The organism is Rathayibacter sp. VKM Ac-2805 (genome assembly GCF_009834265.1).
Lineage (GTDB): Bacteria > Actinomycetota > Actinomycetes > Actinomycetales > Microbacteriaceae > Rathayibacter.
Map to the genome: position 1 here is coordinate 3,566,536 of NZ_CP047185.1, position 15,868 is coordinate 3,582,403.

Consider the following 15,868-nt stretch of genomic DNA (forward strand, 5'->3'; position numbering starts at 1 on the left):
CGAATAACCAAGACCACGAGGAGGTGGGTCATGGCCGGACGGACGGCGACGATGAGGCAGGTCGCGGAGCGCGCCGGCGTCTCCCAGGCCACCGTGTCCCTCGTGCTCAACAACGCTCCCGGCAACCGCGTCACCGAGGCCACCCGAGCCCGTGTGATGGAGGCGGTCGAGGATCTCGGCTACCGCACCAACGCCTTCGCGAAGTCGCTCCGCAGCGGGCAGTCGGGCATGATCGGCTTCGTCTCGGACGAGGTCGCCAGCTCCCCCTTCGCCGGCCGCCTGCTGAAGGGCGCGCAGATGCGGGCCTGGGAGAGCGGCCACATCATCCTCAGCGTCGACACCTTCGGCGAGCGCGCCCTCGAGGAGTCGGCGATCGACATGATGCTGTCGTACCGCGTGCTCGGCGTCATCTACGCCTCGATGTACCACCGCGTCGTCGAGGTACCGGAGGCGCTGGGCGACGTGCCCACCGTGGTCGTGAACGCGCAGTCCGCCGGCGGGCGCTTCTCGAGCGTCTTCCCGGACGAGGAGGAGGGCGGGTACACCGCCACCCGCCAGCTGACCGGCGCCGGCCACCGCCGCATCGCCTACATCGACATCCAGCCCGCCGACAGCGACCTCCCTGCGGGTGTCGGACGGCGGGCGGGCTACCGCCGCGCCCTCGAGGAGGCGGGCCTCACCGTGGACCCACGCCTCGTCCGGCACGGCTCCGGCGGCACCGTCGAGGACGGCCTCGCGCTCACCGCGGAGCTCCTCGACGAGGCCGATCCCCCCACCGCGATCTTCTGCGGCAACGACCGCACCGCCTGGGGCGCCTACCGGGCTCTCGAGGCGCGCGGCCTCCGCGTGCCCGAGGACTGCTCCATCGTCGGCTTCGACGACCAGGAGACCCTCGCCTCCTACCTCGACCCCGGCCTCACGACCGTCGCGCTCCCCCACGAGCGCATGGCCCGCGACGCCGTCTCCCTCCTCCTCGCGGAACCGCGCGAGGAGCCCCGACCCCATCCCATCCATTGCTCACCGGTCCTCCGCGGATCGGTGACGAGTGCAGAGGTGCGCGCATGACGACGATGAAGTCCGCCCCCGGGATCCCCCGGCCACGGCGCCTCCTGAGCCCGAGGCAGCGCCTCGGCTCCGCTGCGAGGCGCGCCCTGCGCTCCTGGCAGTTATACGTACTACTGACCCCGGCGCTCGTCTTCGTGGCGCTGTTCAAGTACTGGCCGATGTACGGCGCCCAGATCGCCTTCCGCGACTACAACCCGTCGCTCGGCTTCTCGGGCAGCCCGTGGGTGGGCCTGGACAACTTCACCCGCTTCGTCTCGTCGTTCCAGTTCGGGCGCCTGATCGAGAACACCCTGACGGTGAACGCCCTGGGGCTGCTCATCGCCTTCCCGGTGCCGATCGTGCTCGCGCTGATCGTCAACCAGCTGCAGAGCGAGCGGTTCAAGAAGTTCACGCAGACGGTGCTCTACTCGCCGTCCTTCATCTCGGTCGTCGTGGTCGTGGGCATGATCCACCTGCTCTTCTCGCCGCGGTCCGGGATCGTGAACAGCGCGATCGTCGCCCTCGGGGGAGAGCCGGTGTTCTTCATGGGCTCGCCGGACTGGTTCCGGCCCCTCTACATCGGCTCCGACATCTGGCAGAACGCCGGATTCTCGATGATCGTCTACCTCGCCGCCCTCACCGCGATCGACCCGGCTCTGCACGAGGCCGCCCGCGTCGACGGAGCGAGCAAATGGCAGCGGATCCGCCACATCGACATCCCGGGCATCCTGCCGGTGATCACGATCCTGTTCATCCTGGCGATCGGCAATCTCTTCAACCTCGGATTCGAGAAGGTCCTGCTCATGCAGACCGACCTCAACCTCCCGACCTCCGAGGTGATCCAGACCTACGTCTACAAGGCGGGGCTGCAGCAGGCGCAGTTCAGCTACTCGGCCGCCATCGGCCTCTTCAACTCCCTGATCAACCTCGTCCTGCTGGCGACCTTCAACCAGGTCGCCCGCCGTGCGGGCCAATCGAGCCTCTGGTGACGACGCCATGACACAGACCATCCACCCCGACCGCGCCGTCCGCGAGCCGTCGGCACCGACTCCCCCTCGCCGCACCGCGCCGGCGAAGCGCACCGGACGGTACGCGGACCCCGTGTTCAACACGATCGCGATCGCCGTCCTGCTCCTGGCGATCGTCGCGATCGTCTACCCGATGTACTTCATCGTGATCGCCTCGTTCAGCGAGCCGTCGCAGATCCTCAACGGGAACGTCTGGCTCTGGCCGGCCGGCTTCACGCTCGAGGGCTACGGGCGCATCTTCTCGGACGGCGCGATCTGGCAGGGCTTCGGCAACTCGGTCCTGTACACGGTCGTCGGCACCGCGATCAGCGTCAGCACGATCCTCTGCGCGGCCTACGCCCTGTCGAGGAAGGACCTCTACGGGCGGACCGTCTTCCTCCTGATCTTCATCCTCACGATGTTCATCGACGGAGGCCTGATCGCCCGCTACCTGGTGGTGCGCGACCTCGGGATGCTGGACACGATCTGGGCCGTGGTCCTGCCCGGCGCGGTCGGGGTCTGGAACCTGATCATCGCCCGCGCCTTCTTCGAGAACAACGTGCCGGGCGAGCTGCGCGACGCCGCTCAGATGGACGGCGCGAGCGACTTCCGCTTCTTCTTCAGCATCGTCCTGCCGCTGTCGAAGCCGCTGATCTTCCTCATGATCATGATCCACCTCGTGGCCAACTGGAACGCCTTCTTCGACGCCCTGATCTACCTCGACGACGAGAGCAAGTACCCGCTCCAGCTGGTGCTGCGCAACGTCCTGATCCAGTCCGAGGTCACCTCCGCAGGCGGCTCCGGAGCGATGGACTCCTACGCCGCCGCCCAGCGCCTGGGCGAGCTGATCAAGTACGGAATGATCGTCGTCTCGACGATCCCCCTCTTGATCGTCCTGCCCTTCATGCAGAAGCACTTCACCAAGGGCGCCCTTCTCGGCGCCGTGAAGAGCTGACCCTCCACCCCTCCCGCACCACCCTTTCGACAAGAGGAACACGAACGATGAGACACCGCAGTTTCTTCACCACCACCGCACTCGCCCTCTCCGGCGGACTGCTCCTGGCCGGCTGCACGACCGACGGCGGGAACGACCCCGTCCAGGACCGCTCGAGCGAGGTCGGCTTCAACGAGACCGGCCTGCCGATCGTCGACGACACGCTGTCGCTGACCTTCGGCGGCACCAAGTCCGCCCTGTCCCCCGACTACTCCTCGATGCAGCTCGTGCAGCAGTGGGAGGAGGACACCAACATCTCGATCGACTGGAAGAACCTCCCGGAGCAGGTCTACGCCGAGAAGAAGAACCTCCTCCTCGCCAGCGACGACGTGCCGAACGTGCTGTTCAACTCGGGCCTCACCGACGCCGAGATCGTGCAGTACGGCGAGAACGGCACGCTCCTCCCGCTCGAGGACCTGATCGAGGAGCACGCGCCGACCCTCTCCGCGATCCTCGAGGACCGGCCCGACATCCGCGCCGCGCTCACCGCCTCGGACGGCCACATCTACACGCTGCCCTCGGTCGAGGAGCTCGGGATCCTCCAGTACCCGAACTTCCTCTTCATCAACACCGCCTGGCTCGACGCGCTCGGCCTCCCGATGCCGACGACGATCGAGGAGTACCGGGCCGCGCTCGAGGCCTTCAGAACCGGCGACCCCAACGGCAACGGCAAGGCCGACGAGATCCCGCTGTCCTTCCGCACCGACTCCTTCTGCGGCAACCCGCACGACCTGATCGCGGCGCTCGGCGGCCAGCCGGAGAACAACGACCACCGCATCGTGGTCGACGGGAAGGTGCAGTTCACGGCCGACACCGACGGCTACAAGCAGGGCGTCGAGGCGCTCTCCGACTGGTACGCCGACGGGCTCATCGACCCCGAGTCGTTCTCGCAGGACGACGTCGCCTTCCTCTCCAAGGGCAAGGCCGACACCCCGGTCCTCGGCTCCTTCTTCTGGTGGGAGGCGAAGGAGATGGTCGGCGAGGACCGCCTCGGCGACTACGCGATCCTCGGCGTGCTCGAGGGCGTCGACGGCGAGAAGCGCGCCAGCGTCACCAGCAACCAGGAGATCAACCGCGGCGCGATGGCGATCACCCGCTCCAACGAGTACCCCGCCGCCACGATGCGCTGGGCCGACCGCCTCTTCGACCCCGAGATGAGCGCCCAGAGCAGCTGGGGACCCCTCGGCGTGACCCTCCAGAAGGACGAGGCCACCGGCCTCCTCGTGCAGATCCCCGCCGCCGCCGGCGAGGCCGAGGGCGAGCGCCGCCAGAAGGTCGCCCCGGGCGGCCCGAAGATCACCACCGAGAAGGACTTCGAGACCGTCGTGGCCCCCGAGCCGCGCGCGAAGGAGCGCCAGGACCTGGTGAACGAGTACTACCTCCCCTACAAGGCGAACGACGCCTACCCGCCGGTGATGCTCTCGAACGACGAGCTCGACCGCGTCTCGTACGCGCTGACCGACATCAACACCCTGGTGAAGGAGAAGTTCGCCGCCTGGATCGTCAACGGCACCGTCGACAGCGAGTGGGACTCCTACGTCTCGCAGCTGGAGTCGATGGGCGCCTCCGACGTGACCGCGACGTACCAGCAGGCCTACGACCGCTTCCAGAACGGCGGCGAGTAGTCCCCGGGGGCGCGGGCGGCAGCCGCCCGCGCCCCTCGTCCGGCCGCACCGAACCCCTCTCCTCAGGAGCCCTTGTGACCATCACCACGACGACCGACGCCTGGCGTCCGTCCGCCCACTTCACCGCCCGATCCACCTGGCTGAACGACCCGAACGGGCTCCTCTTCCACAACGGCACCTACCACCTCTTCTTCCAGAACAACCCGACCGGCAGCACCTGGGGCAACATGTCCTGGGGCCACGCGACCTCGACCGATCTGGTGTCGTGGAGCGAGCAGCCCGTCGCGATCCCCGTCCTCGACGGCGAGATGGCCTTCTCCGGCAGCGCGGTCGCCGACGTCCGCAACACGGCGGGCTTCGCCGGCCCCGGCGAGACGGCCCTCGTCGCGGTCTACACGGCCGCCCGCGACGCCCTCCCGGACGGCACCGGGGCCTCGCAGGCCCAGGCACTGGCCTACAGCGTCGACGACGGCGCCACCTGGACCCGGTACGCGGGCAACCCCGTCCTCGACATCGGCTCCGCGGAGTTCCGTGATCCGAAGGTCTTCTGGTTCGGCGGGGACGACGGCCACTGGGTGATGGTCGCCGTCGAGGCGGTCGACCGCCGCGTCGCGGTCTACACCTCGCCCGACCTGATCGCGTGGACCCGGCGCTCCCACTTCGGCCCCGCCCACGCCACGGGCGGCGTCTGGGAGTGCCCGGACCTCTTCCCGTTGCGCGTGCGCGGCACCGACGAGGTCCGCTGGATGATGATCGTGAGCCTCAACCCGGGCGGCATCGCCGGCGGCTCCGGCAGCCAGTACTTCCTCGGCGACTTCGACGGAGCCGAGTTCACCGCCGACCGGATCAGCGCGTCCGAGGACCCCGCCGACTACGACTGGCTCGACTACGGCCGGGACTACTACGCGGCCGTCTCCTTCAACGACGCTCCCGAGGGCCGCCGCCTCACGATCGCGTGGGCCAGCAACTGGGACTACGCGAACGAGACGCCCACCGGCCCGTGGCGCTCGTCGATGTCGCTCGTGCGCGAGCTCGACCTCGTCCGCGGGGCCGACGGCCGTCTCCGCCTCGCGCAGCGGGCGGTCCTCCCGACAGGGCCCGCGTCCCGCGACGTCCGCGTCTTCGACGTCGACGTGTCCCGCCTCCCCGGCGACCGCACCGAGCTGCGCCTGCTCACCGGCACGACCGACGACGAAGTGGTGCTCACGGTCGACGGCGACGAGGGAGTGCTGACCTGCGACCGCACGCGCAGCGGCGCGGTGGACTTCGCGGCGTCCTTCCCCTCGGTCGACTGGGCTCCGCTGCCCGGGCCGGACGAGTCGGGGCGGATCCCGGTCCGCATCGTCGTCGACGCCTCGGTGGTCGAGGTGTTCCTCGGCGGGGGTCTCAGCACCCTCACCCAGCTCGTCTTCCCGTCGGCGCCGTTCACGACGCTGCAGGTCCGCGCGGCGGCGGAGTGAGCGGGCCCGGCGCGGGCTCCGGCAGCGGCCCCGGCTCGGGCTCCGGCTCTCGCGTCCTCGTCGTCGGCGAGACCGTCGTCGACGTCGTCGAGCGGGACGGGAGCCGGTCGGAGCACGTCGGCGGCTCGCCCGCGACCGTCGCCGTCGCCCTCTCCCGGCTCGGCCGCTCCGTCCGCTTCGCCACCGCCCTGGGCGACGACGAGCGCGGACGCCGGGCCCGGGCGCACCTGGAGGAGTCCGGAGTCGCGGTGTCGGCGCCCGCGCGCGGCACCACGTCGACCGCGGCGGCGGTCATCGGCGCCGACGGGTCGGCCCGGTACGAGTTCGACCTCAGCTGGGACCCGGACCGCATCGATCCCGACGGAGCCGTGCACCTCCACACCGGGTCGATCGCCGCCTTCCTGCACCCCGGCGCCGACGCGGTCGCGGATCTGCTGGACCGTCTGCCGCCCGGGACCTCCGTCAGCCTCGACCCCAACATCCGGCCCGAGGTGCTCCCTCCGCGCGCCGAGGTCCACCGCGTCCTCGAGCGGCTCCTCCGGCGCTGCGATCTGGTGAAGCTGAGCGACGAGGACGCCGAGTGGCTCCACCCCGGCGACTCCGTCGACGCCGTCCTCGACCGCCTCCTGGCCGCCGGCCCTTCGCTGGCGGTCGTCACGCGGGGCGGCGAGGGGATGGTCCTCGCGTCCCGCCGGGCCCGGGTCGTCGTCCCCGCCTCCCGCATCGCCGTCGCGGACACCATCGGCGCGGGCGACACGGCGATGGCCGGGCTGATCGACACCCTCCTCGACAGCGGGACCACCGCTCTCGACGAGGACGCCCTCCTCGCGGCGGGCCGGTGGGCGGCCCGGGCGGCGGGAGTCACCGCCTCCCGCATCGGCGCGGACCCGCCCTTCCGCGCCGAGCTGGCCGGGGTCTGACGACCGGGCGGAGCGGACCCGGCATCGAGCGGACGCCCGCGTTTCGAGCAGAACGGTCGCGCACTCGTCGCATGCCGCCTTCCGCCCCGAGGCACTGCCCCTACCGCGATGTCCCGGCGATCGGAGCGGCGTCTCGACGCACGAGCGGGCCCGACGGCACCGGGATACACCCGTGTCACGAGCAGTGCGTGCTCACCAGGACGCGCACCCGCCTCCTGCCCGGACACCGCGCCACGTCCGAGACACCGCCTGCTCAGCGGTGCCCCGACGCTCGGAGCGGCGTCTCGACCCACGAGCGGGCCTGCACGCATCGGCGAGGACACCGGAGAGACGGGCGGAACGCGATCGTGGACGCAGACGTGCGCCGGACCCCTCGGGAGTCCGGCGCACGGCCTGGCGATGATCAGCTGCCGGTGATCAGCCGGGATCAGCTCCCGGTGCGTTCACCGCGGCGTCGGAGGGTGAGGAGCATCAGACCGCCGCCGAGCAGGGCGAGCAGGCCCAGCACTCCGGCGGTCGCCGTCGCTGCGGCGTCCACTCCGGTCGAGGCGAGAGCCGGACCGCGGGGACCGTTCGACCCGGACACGGGAACGACCGCGGCGTGGGAGGGCGCCGGTCGCGGCGCTGTGGTCGCGGTCGGAGTGGGCGAGGCCGTGGGCGTCGCGGTCGGCGTGGTGGTGGGAGTCACCGTCGGCGTGGTCGTCGGCGTGACCGTCGGAGCCACGGTGGGCGCGATCGTCGGGGTCACCGTCGGAGTGATGGTGGGCGTGACCGTCGGAGTCACCGTCGGAGTGATGGTGGGCGTGACCGTCGGAGTCACCGTCGGCGTCACAGTCGGCACGACGGTGGGAGTCACCGTCGGGGTGACGGTGGGAGTCACGGTCGGCGTGACGGTCGGGGTGATAGTGGGCGTGACCGTCGGCGTCACGGTCGGAGTGACTGTCGGCGTGACCGTCGGCGTGACCGTCGGCGTCACTGTCGGCGTGACGGTGGGGGTCACCGTCGGAGTGACCGTGGGCGTCACGGTCGGAGTGACCGTCGGTGTCACGGTGGGCGTGACCGTCGGGGTCACGGTCGGCGTGACCGTCGGAGTCACGGTCGGCGTCACGGTCGGCGTGACCGTCGGAGTCACGGTCGGCGTCACGGTCGGCGTGACCGTCGGGGTCACGGTCGGCGTCACGGTCGGCGTGACCGTCGGGGTCACGGTGGGCGTGACCGTCGGCGTCACGGTCGGCGTGATGGTCGGAGTCGCCGTCGGCGACGATCCGCCGTCGGAGGGCTCGCAGCCCGGCTCGGTGAAGTCATTGGAATCGAGCGTGACCGCTCCCGTGCGGGCCAGTGCGCGGCCCTCGACGGAGACGCCCGTCGTCACCGTGATCGAGACCGAGGCGAGCACGGAGCCCACGAAGTCCGAGTCGGTGCCGAGAGTCGCGGAGCTGCCGATCTGCCAGTAGACGTTGCAGGCCTGCGCTCCGTTGATCAGGGCCACCGTGCTCGACGAGGCCGTCGTCAGCGTCGACGCGGCGCGGATCACGAAGACCGCCTCGTTGACGCCCTCGGCGTCGAGCGTGAGCGTCCCCGTCACTCCGACCGGTCCGGCCGCGGTGTAGACCCCGGGCTTCAGCGTGCTGCCGCCGATCTCGGTGCCGATCTGCGCGGTCGTCGCCTGCGAGGCGAGCTGTCCGTAGGCGGTGCCCACGTCGGCCTGGGCCTGAGCCGCCTCCGCGTCTCCGCGGTGGATCACTCCGTCCGTCCGTCCGGGCGGGAACCCGGTGACGGCGGTCAGCGGGCTGACCCCGACGCTCTGGTCGAGGACGCTCGACCCCGTGTTCGTCACGGTCGACGCGGCCAGGACGGAGTAGTCCTCCGCCGTGCCGAGGTCGGGAGCAGTGGCCGCCTGCGCCGAGACGCCGGCGAAGAGCGCGGCGCCCACGACGGCGAGGACGACACCCGTCCCGATCGCCCCTCTTCTGCGGTTCTGCCGATGACGGCGGAGCGAGGTGCGAGAGGACACGTGCGGCATGAGGCCAGCGATCTGCCCACGTCAGCGTGAGCTCAATAACCCGAGGTGGGAGGCTCGAACCGTAGGTCGCGCTCCTCGCCCGCGTCTACGCCGCGACCCTGACGGGGGGCAGGATCCGCCGACGGCGTCCCCCGACCCGGGACATGGCCGCCACCGGAGTCCTCGCGCCGGTGACGGCGAACCCGGCCGGCGGAGCGGATCAGCGGTGACGCCCGCGGCACCGGCGCCGGTCCGGGTACCGTGCGTCCCGGGAGCCCTCAGCCGAGAGCCGCCACCCGCTCGATCACGCCCTCGCCCAGCCGGGCGACGTACCCCTCCGGATCCGGCCCGGCCGGCGCCAGCTGCACGTGGTCGATCCCCAGCGCCGCGTACTCCTCCATCGCGCGGACGAAGCCGTCGGGGTCGCCGATCGGATCGCCGCCCCCGGTGATGGTCTTCGTGATCGTCGCGTAGTCGCGCCCGAGGTCGTCGCAGTGCCGCTTCAGCACGTCGAGCTTGTGCGCCACGTCGTCCGCGCCGGTGCCGAACAGGTTGCAGGCGTCGCCGTACTGCGCGACCAGCCGCAGCGTCTTCCTCTCTCCGCCGCCGCCGATGAGGATGGGCGGGCCGGGCTGCTGGATCGGCGCCGGGTGGTTCAGCGTCTCGGCCAGCCGGTAGTGCGTCCCCTCGAACGGCCCGTCGTCGTCGCTCCACATCTGACGGCAGATCCGCAGCGTCTCCTCCAGCCGCTCGAACCGCTCCTTCAGCGGCGGGTACGGCACGCCGAGCCCGAGGTGCTCGCGCTCGTACCAGGCGGCGCCGATGCCGAGCATCGCGCGCCCGCCGGAGAGCACGTCGAGGGTGGTGACGATCTTCGCGAGCAGTCCCGGATGGCGGTACGTCACGCCGGTGACGAGGAGCCCCAGCCGCATCCGCTCCGTCCGGCCGGCGACGAAGCCGAGCGAGGTGTATCCCTCGAGCATCGGATCCTCGCTCGTCGCGAAGTGCTCCATCTGGAAGTAGTGGTCCATCAGCGTGAACCAGGCGCAGCCGACGTCCTCGGCCGTCCGCGCGGTCGCTCCGAGGATCGGCGCGATCTGCGCGCTCCCCCCGGGCAGAGTGAAGTTCATGAAGTGAATGCCGAGCTGCACGCGCGTCTCCTGTCGTCCCGGGATGTCCAGGAGCCAGTGTGCGCCGAGCCACCGCTCAACACGCCGACGCGCCCGCCTCTGAGCGGCGTCTCATCCGTTCCGCGGTGTCTCGGCCGATCGCACCCGTCGACGCGCGGCCGTGCTCACTCGCAGACGCGGAAGCGGTTCCGGTCGAACCCGACGACGTCGCCGACGACGAGCTGGCGCCCGCGGCGCAGATCGACTTCGCCGTTGACGGTCACCATCCCCTCGGCGACCGCCTCCTTGGCCTCGCCGCCCGAGAGGATCCCCGCGAACTTGAGGAACTGGCCCAGGCGGATCGACCCGCCGCCCAGCGGGACGTCGACGGGCTCGGGGACGGCAGCAGCACCTGTCACGTCAGACCGCCGGGATGTCGGCGAAGCGCGAGAAGTGGCCGTGGAAGCCCACGGTCACCGTGCGGGTCGGGCCGTTGCGGTGCTTGGCGACGATGAGGTCGGCCTCGCCCGCGCGCGGGTTGTCCTTCTCGTAGGCGCTCTCGCGATGCAGGAGGATCACCATGTCGGCGTCCTGCTCGATCGAGCCGGACTCGCGGAGGTCCGAGATCGCGGGGAGCTTGTCGGCGCGCTGCTCGGGGCCTCGGTTCAGCTGCGAGAGCGCGATGACCGGCACCTGCAGCTCCTTCGCGAGGAGCTTGAGGGCACGCGAGAACTCCGAGACCTCCTGCTGGCGGCTCTCGACCTTCTTGCCGGAGGTCATCAGCTGCAGGTAGTCGATGACGACCATCTTGAGCCCGACCCGCTGCTTGAGCCGGCGGCACTTCGCCCGGATCTCGACGAGGGTCATGTTGGGCGAGTCGTCGATGTAGAGCGGCGCGTCGTTGATCCGGCCACGGGTCGAGGCGATGGTCGTCCAGTCGCGCTGGTCGACCGTGCCCTTGCGCATGTGCTGCAGCGGCACGGACGCCTCGGCCGAGAGGAGGCGCATCGCGATCTCGCTGCGCCCCATCTCGAGGGAGAAGAAGATCGTGGCCATGTTGTGCTTGATCGCGGCGGCGCGGGCGAAGTCGAGCGCCAGCGTCGACTTTCCGAGCGCGGGGCGCGCGGCGACGATGATCATCTGCCCGGCGTGGAAGCCGTTGGTCAGGTCGTCGAGGTCGGCGAAGCCGGTGGGGACGCCGGTGAAGCTGCCGTCCTTGTGAGCGGCCGCCTCGATCTCGTCGATCGCGACGGTCACCGCGTCGGTCAGCGGGACGTAGTCCTCCGCCGTCTCGGAGCCGGTGACGTTGTAGATCTCGGCCTGCGCCGTGTTGACCAGGTCGAGCACCTCGCCCTCGCCCTGGTAGCCCATCTGCGCGATGCGGGTGCCCGCCTCGACGAGGCGGCGCAGCAGAGCGCGCTCGGCGACGATGGAGGCGTAGTACCCGGCGTTGGCCGCGGTGGGGACCATCGAGGTGAGCGTGTGCAGGTAGTCGGCGCCGCCGGCCCGCTGCAGCTCGCCCTGCTTCGTGAGCTCGTCGGTGACCGCGATGACGTCGGTCGGCTCGCCGTGCGAGTAGAGGGCGAGGATCGCGTCGAAGACGATCTCGTGCTTGGGGATGTAGAAGTCGGTGCCCTTGACGCTCTCGACGACGTCGGCGACCGCGTCCTTCGAGAGCAGCATGCCGCCCAGCGCCGACTGCTCGGCGAGGAGGTCGTGCGGAGGGGTCCGCTCGTTCCCGCGCGACTCGCTGCGGTCTCCGCGACCGTCCCGTCCGTCCGAGCCGGGTACCGCCAGGTGCGCGATCGTCATGCCTTCGCCTCCTCCTGTCGGGTGCTGCGCGTCCGGTCGAGCCGGTGCCGGGATCCGGTCTACCAGCGACCTCCGACAGCGGCGCACGGGCGCCTGCCCGCACCCCTCGCGGGGCGCTGCGCCACCCTACGGACCGCCGCCCGCGGCACGCAAACCGCCCTGTGGAGAGAGCTGTGCAGAACCGAGGGGAAACGCCGGGCCCACTGTGGGCAACGTGTGGACAACCCTGTGGGATCAGCGGCCCTCAGCAAGTTTTTTCCGGCTCCTGACCAGGCATTTCCTGCTTTCCACAGGTGTGTGGGGAAAAGAGTCTCAAGACCACAGTGAAGGTTGGTCCCGCCGGAGGGTGTATGTGGATGGAGCTGTGGAGAACGGGAACGACGAAGGGCGGTGCGAGGGGACTCGGAAGTCCCGTCGCACCGCCCTCCGCGGCGTTCTCGCGGCCTTACTTGGCCGCGACCACCTGCAGCTTCACAGTGGCCTGGATGTCGTCGCGCAGCCGCACCACGGCCTCGTGCTCGCCGACGTGCTTGATCGCGTTCGAGATGACGATCTTGCGCTTGTCGAGCTCGCCGAATCCGGCCGCCGCCACCGCATTCGCGATGTCGGAGGTCTTCACCGAGCCGAACAGGCGGCCGTCCTTGCCGGCCTTGACCGTCAGCTTCACGCGGTTGGCCTCGAGGACCTGCTTGGTGTGCTGGGCCTCTTCGATGGTCTTGTGCTCACGAGCGGCTCGCGCCGACTTGATCTGCTCGACCTGCTTCTCGCCACCGCGGGTCCACGCGACGCCGAAGCCCTGCGGGATGAGGTAGTTGCGGGCGAACCCGTTCTTCACGTCGACGACGTCGCCGGCCGAGCCGAGTCCGTCGACCTCGTGGGTCAGGATGACCTTGGACATACCGTTACCTACCTTCCGCTGCCGGCGTAGGGCAGGAGCGCCATCTCGCGGGCGTTCTTGACGGCACGGGCGATGAGGCGCTGCTCCTGAACGGAGACGCCGGTGATACGACGGGCGCGGATCTTCCCGCGCTCCGAGATGAACTTGCGGAGGGTCGCGACGTCCTTGTAGTCGATGACACCCACGCGGACCGACTTCGCGGGGGCCGCGTTCTTCGCGCCCTTGCCGCGGATCGGCTTGCGGCGGTCGCCGCTGCTCTTTCCAGCCATAGTGGTTTCCTTAGATTCTGGTTCGCCCCTGCCCCGCCGCGAGCGATCGCGGTGCGGGGGAGGCGTGATTCAGGTGAGGAGAGCGTCCGAGCCGAGGCTCAGAACGGCGTCTCGTCGTTGTAGCTGCCCGGCGTGCTCCACACGTCGCCACCGGCGGGAGCGCTCGGCGCCCACGGCTCCTCGGCCTGACCGCCACGGTTGCCGCCGGCGTTGCCGGAGCCCCCCTGACCGCCGCCGCCGAAGCCGCCCTGGCCGCCGCCGATCTGACCGCCGTTGCCCTGGCCGCCACCGGCCTGGCCGCGTCCGCCTCCACCGGAGGCGCGCGTGACCTGCGCGGTCGCGTAGCGCAGCGAGGGCCCGATCTCGTCGATCTCGAGCTCGATGCTGGTGCGCTTCTCGCCTTCCTTCGTCTCGTAGGAGCGCTGCTTCAGGCGGCCGGTCGCGATGACGCGGCTGCCCTTGGTCAGCGTTCCTGCGACGTTCTCGGCGAACTCGCGCCAGACGGAGGCGCGGAGGAACAGCGCTTCGCCGTCCTTCCAGTCGTTCGCCTGACGGTCGAAGGTGCGCGGCGTGGAGGCGATGGTGAAGTTCGCGACCGCGAGCCCGCCCTGCGTGTAGCGCAGCTCGGGGTCGGCGGTGAGGTTCCCCACCACGGTGATGATCGTCTCGCCGGCCATGAGCGCTACGCCTTGGGAGCGGCCGAGGCCTTGGCAGCCTTGCGGGCGGCCTTCTCGTCGGCGAGCTTCGCGGCGGCCGCGACCTGGGCGATGCCCTCTTCGGCCCGCAGCACCTTGGTGCGCATGACGGCCTCGGACAGCTTCAGCTGACGGTCGAGCTCGTTCGCTGCGGCGGAGGTCGACGTGAAGTCGACGACGGCGTAGATGCCCTCGGACTTCTTGTTGATCTCGTACGCCAGACGACGGCGGCCCCAGACGTCGACCTTGTCGATGGATCCACCATCGGTGCGGATGACGTTGAGGAACTTGTCGAGACTCGGAGCGACGGTGCGCTCATCGATCTCGGGGTCCAGGATGACCATGATCTCGTACTGATGCGTCACTAACCCACCTCCTTCGGACTGAACGGCCACGGTATTTCCGTGACAGGAGGGTATGTAGCATCTGCCCACTCCCGCGGACGCGAGTGCGTCTGGTCGTGGACAACCTGTACAGACTACAACAGGACCGCCGCGACGCGCCGGACGGATCCGCTCGATGCGCACCATCCCGGGCGCAGGGCGAGGCGAGCACGGGGCCCGGCTCAGCGCCTCAGCGCGACGCCCACCACTCGCGGAGCCGCTGCGTCGCGACCTCCTCGCCGAGCGGACCCTCCTCGAGCCGCAGCTCCAGCAGGAACCGGTACGCCTGCCCGACCTCGGGGCCCGGGGCGAGGCCGAGGATCTCCATGATCCGCGTGCCGTCGAGGTCGGGGCGCTTGGAGGCGAGCTCCTCCTTCTCGGCGAGCTCCGCGATGCGCGCCTCGAGGTCGTCGTAGGCGTGCGCGAGCCGGTCGGCCTTGCGGCGGTTGCGCGTGGTCACGTCGGCGCGGGTGAGGATGTGCAGCCGCTCGAGCAGGGGCCCGGCGTCGGTCACGTAGCGGCGCACCGCGGAGTCGGTCCACGCGCCGTCCGTGTACCCGAAGAAGCGCAGGTGCAGCTCGATGAGGCGGGCCACGTCCTTCGTCGTCTGGTTGTCGAACTTCAGCGCGCGCATCCGCTTGATCGCGAGCTTGGAGCCGACCAGGTCGTGGTGGTGGAAGCTCACCGCTCCGGCCGGCTCGAGCCGCCGCGTGGCCGGCTTGCCGATGTCGTGCAGGAGAGCGGCGAGCCGCAGCACCACGTCGGGCGCGGCTCCGGGGTGCCGCGACTCCTCCAGCGCGATCGCCTGCTCCAGCACGGTGAGGCTGTGGGTGTAGACGTCCTTGTGGTGGTGGTGCTCGTCCTGCTCCAGGCGCAGCGCGGGCAGCTCCGGGAGGAAGCGACCGGCCAGACCGGTGTCGACGAGCAGCTCCAGGCCGGCACGGGGCGTGGCGGTCGCGAGGAGCTTCCGCAGCTCCTCCTGCACGCGCTCCGCCGAGACGTCGTCGATCCGTCCGGCGAGCTCGGCCATCGCCCACTCGACCTCGTCGGTGGTGCGGAAGCCGAGCTGCGAGGTGAAGCGCGCGCCGCGGAGCATGCGGAGCGGATCGTCGCCGAAGGAGAGGTCGGCGGGGGAGGGGGTGCGCAGCCGGCCGGCGAGCAGGTCCTCCACTCCTCCCGAGGGGTCGACGAGGACGACCTCCGGGAGCCGCAGCGCCATCGCGTTGACCGTGAAGTCGCGCCGCACCAGGTCGCCCTCGAGCGAGTCGCCGAACTCGACCTCGGGCTTGCGGCTCACCCCGTCGTAGCTGTCGCTGCGGTAGGTCGTGATCTCGACCGTCTCGCCGGCGACGCGGGCGCCGATCGTGCCGAAGGCCCGGCCGATGTCCCAGTGCGCCTCGGCGATCGGAGCGACGACCCGCACGATGTCGTCGGGGCGCGCGGAGGTGGTGAAGTCGAGGTCGTGCACGCCGTGGCCGAGGAAGGCGTCGCGGACCGGGCCGCCGACCAGCGCGAGCTCGTGGCCCTGGGCCGCGAACGCCTCCGCCAGCCGCGTCACCGTGGGCGTCCCCGCGAGCGCGCGGAGGGTCTCGAGAGCGGTCTGGACGCTGTGCATTCGCACGATCCTAGTGGCGGGGGGTGTCCCGGCAG

15 protein-coding genes are annotated in these 15,868 nt (G+C 70.6%); 6 read left to right on the forward strand and 9 right to left on the reverse strand.

Annotation, left to right across the window (positions count from 1 at the left end):
- Nucleotides 1-30 precede the first annotated feature (30 nt).
- From GSU40_RS16695 to GSU40_RS16720, 6 genes are all read left to right on the forward strand, one after another.
- Complete coding sequence (locus GSU40_RS16695; protein ID WP_104282809.1) at nucleotides 31-1,065, forward strand: LacI family DNA-binding transcriptional regulator; 1,035 nt, start codon at nucleotides 31-33, stop codon at nucleotides 1,063-1,065.
- Complete coding sequence (locus tag GSU40_RS16700; protein ID WP_244229528.1) at nucleotides 1,062-2,033, forward strand: ABC transporter permease subunit; 972 nt, start codon at nucleotides 1,062-1,064, stop codon at nucleotides 2,031-2,033. Before GSU40_RS16695 ends, GSU40_RS16700 begins: the two co-directional genes overlap by 4 nt.
- Nucleotides 2,034-2,040: 7 nt before the next feature.
- The gene (locus GSU40_RS16705; protein ID WP_104268804.1) at nucleotides 2,041-3,006 is read left to right on the forward strand and encodes a carbohydrate ABC transporter permease; all 966 of its coding nucleotides are present in this window, start codon (nucleotides 2,041-2,043) and stop codon (nucleotides 3,004-3,006) included.
- A 47-nt stretch (nucleotides 3,007-3,053) separates the two neighbouring features.
- Nucleotides 3,054-4,670 (forward strand): ABC transporter substrate-binding protein, encoded by a 1,617-nt coding sequence (locus GSU40_RS16710; protein ID WP_160036010.1) that lies wholly within the window; start codon nucleotides 3,054-3,056, stop codon nucleotides 4,668-4,670.
- 74 nt (nucleotides 4,671-4,744) lie between these two features.
- Nucleotides 4,745-6,130, forward strand: a complete 1,386-nt coding sequence (locus GSU40_RS16715; RefSeq protein ID WP_104323836.1) for a glycoside hydrolase family 32 protein — start codon at nucleotides 4,745-4,747, stop codon at nucleotides 6,128-6,130.
- A complete protein-coding gene (locus GSU40_RS16720; protein WP_160036012.1) occupies nucleotides 6,127-7,050 on the forward strand; it encodes a PfkB family carbohydrate kinase in 924 nt (307 codons plus the stop codon). The genes GSU40_RS16715 and GSU40_RS16720 overlap by 4 nt, the downstream gene beginning before the upstream one ends.
- A 427-nt stretch (nucleotides 7,051-7,477) precedes the next feature.
- On the opposite strand, the gene GSU40_RS16725 is transcribed toward GSU40_RS16720, so the two are convergent.
- The 9 genes from GSU40_RS16725 to GSU40_RS16765 form a co-directional block, all read right to left on the reverse strand.
- Nucleotides 7,478-9,064, reverse strand: coding sequence for an ice-binding family protein (locus GSU40_RS16725; protein WP_160036014.1), 1,587 nt, complete (start codon nucleotides 9,062-9,064; stop codon nucleotides 7,478-7,480).
- A 266-nt stretch (nucleotides 9,065-9,330) separates the two neighbouring features.
- Nucleotides 9,331-10,203, reverse strand: a complete 873-nt coding sequence (locus GSU40_RS16730; protein ID WP_244229529.1) for an LLM class F420-dependent oxidoreductase — start codon at nucleotides 10,201-10,203, stop codon at nucleotides 9,331-9,333.
- 143 nt (nucleotides 10,204-10,346) lie between these two features.
- Nucleotides 10,347-10,580: an RNA-binding S4 domain-containing protein gene (locus tag GSU40_RS16735; protein WP_104268809.1), complete on the reverse strand. Its 234-nt coding sequence runs from the start codon at nucleotides 10,578-10,580 to the stop codon at nucleotides 10,347-10,349.
- 1 nt (nucleotide 10,581) lies between these two features.
- Nucleotides 10,582-11,973: a replicative DNA helicase gene (dnaB, locus tag GSU40_RS16740; protein ID WP_160036016.1), complete on the reverse strand. Its 1,392-nt coding sequence runs from the start codon at nucleotides 11,971-11,973 to the stop codon at nucleotides 10,582-10,584.
- A gap of 445 nt (nucleotides 11,974-12,418) precedes the next feature.
- Entirely contained in the window at nucleotides 12,419-12,871 is a 453-nt protein-coding gene (rplI, locus tag GSU40_RS16745) for a 50S ribosomal protein L9 (protein WP_104222692.1), read from the reverse strand.
- 8 nt (nucleotides 12,872-12,879) lie between these two features.
- Nucleotides 12,880-13,140 carry a 30S ribosomal protein S18 gene (gene rpsR / locus GSU40_RS16750; RefSeq protein ID WP_055784551.1) on the reverse strand — a complete coding sequence of 87 codons (261 nt, stop codon included), beginning with the start codon at nucleotides 13,138-13,140 and terminating at the stop codon, nucleotides 12,880-12,882.
- 98 nt (nucleotides 13,141-13,238) lie between these two features.
- Complete coding sequence (locus tag GSU40_RS16755) at nucleotides 13,239-13,817, reverse strand: single-stranded DNA-binding protein (RefSeq protein WP_104222691.1); 579 nt, start codon at nucleotides 13,815-13,817, stop codon at nucleotides 13,239-13,241.
- 5 nt (nucleotides 13,818-13,822) lie between these two features.
- Nucleotides 13,823-14,200, reverse strand: a complete 378-nt coding sequence (gene rpsF / locus GSU40_RS16760) for a 30S ribosomal protein S6 (protein ID WP_068207796.1) — start codon at nucleotides 14,198-14,200, stop codon at nucleotides 13,823-13,825.
- Between the two features lie 208 nt (nucleotides 14,201-14,408).
- On the reverse strand, nucleotides 14,409-15,833 hold the full coding sequence (locus GSU40_RS16765; RefSeq protein ID WP_160036018.1) for a CCA tRNA nucleotidyltransferase: 1,425 nt from the start codon (nucleotides 15,831-15,833) through the stop codon (nucleotides 14,409-14,411).
- Nucleotides 15,834-15,868 lie beyond the last annotated feature (35 nt).

Bases quoted from the DNA above. Each gene is read 5' to 3' on its own strand.
- GSU40_RS16695 (WP_104282809.1), top strand. From the start codon at position 31: ATGGCCGGACGGACGGCGACGATGAGGCAGGTCGCGGAGCGCGCCGGC.
- GSU40_RS16700 (WP_244229528.1), top strand. From the start codon at position 1,062: ATGACGACGATGAAGTCCGCCCCCGGGATCCCCCGGCCACGGCGCCTC.
- GSU40_RS16705 (WP_104268804.1), top strand. From the start codon at position 2,041: ATGACACAGACCATCCACCCCGACCGCGCCGTCCGCGAGCCGTCGGCA.
- GSU40_RS16710 (WP_160036010.1), top strand. From the start codon at position 3,054: ATGAGACACCGCAGTTTCTTCACCACCACCGCACTCGCCCTCTCCGGC.
- dnaB (WP_160036016.1), bottom strand. From the start codon at position 11,973: ATGACGATCGCGCACCTGGCGGTACCCGGCTCGGACGGACGGGACGGT.
- rplI (WP_104222692.1), bottom strand. From the start codon at position 12,871: ATGTCCAAGGTCATCCTGACCCACGAGGTCGACGGACTCGGCTCGGCC.
- rpsR (WP_055784551.1), bottom strand. From the start codon at position 13,140: ATGGCTGGAAAGAGCAGCGGCGACCGCCGCAAGCCGATCCGCGGCAAG.
- GSU40_RS16755 (WP_104222691.1), bottom strand. From the start codon at position 13,817: ATGGCCGGCGAGACGATCATCACCGTGGTGGGGAACCTCACCGCCGAC.
- GSU40_RS16765 (WP_160036018.1), bottom strand. From the start codon at position 15,833: ATGCACAGCGTCCAGACCGCTCTCGAGACCCTCCGCGCGCTCGCGGGG.